This is a genomic window from Xanthomonas sp. SHU 166, assembly GCF_000364685.1.
Taxonomy (GTDB): domain Bacteria; phylum Pseudomonadota; class Gammaproteobacteria; order Xanthomonadales; family Xanthomonadaceae; genus Xanthomonas_A; species Xanthomonas_A sontii.
On sequence record NZ_AQOJ01001003.1, the window covers coordinates 1 to 305 of the forward strand.

Sequence of the window (305 nt, forward strand, 5' to 3'; positions counted from 1 at the left end):
TACCTGCGGTGCGACTGGGCGCGGCACCGCGATGTCGCGCGACCGCAGTTGCGCCACGGTCGGCACGTCGGTGACCACTTCGACCTCGCGCACCGGCACCTGCACGTCGGGCGGCACCACCGCGCGCGGTGTCGGCACCGGGACACGCACGCTCGGTGGCGGCGGCAGTACGAAGTCACGGGTGGGCGTCGGCGTTTCGGTCACCTGCAGCGGCTGCTCCGCCGGCGGCGGTGGTGCACTGGCCGTGGTCGGCGTGGGCGCCGGCGCTGCCGGCGTCGGCTCCGCGGCAGGTGCAGGCGCAGGCG

Annotated in this window: 1 pseudogene; it reads right to left on the reverse strand. The window is 76.4% G+C overall.

Annotation, left to right across the window (positions count from 1 at the left end):
* Positions 1-305, reverse strand: a pseudogene (locus D180_RS24110) (transmembrane repetitive protein); the annotation flags it as partial.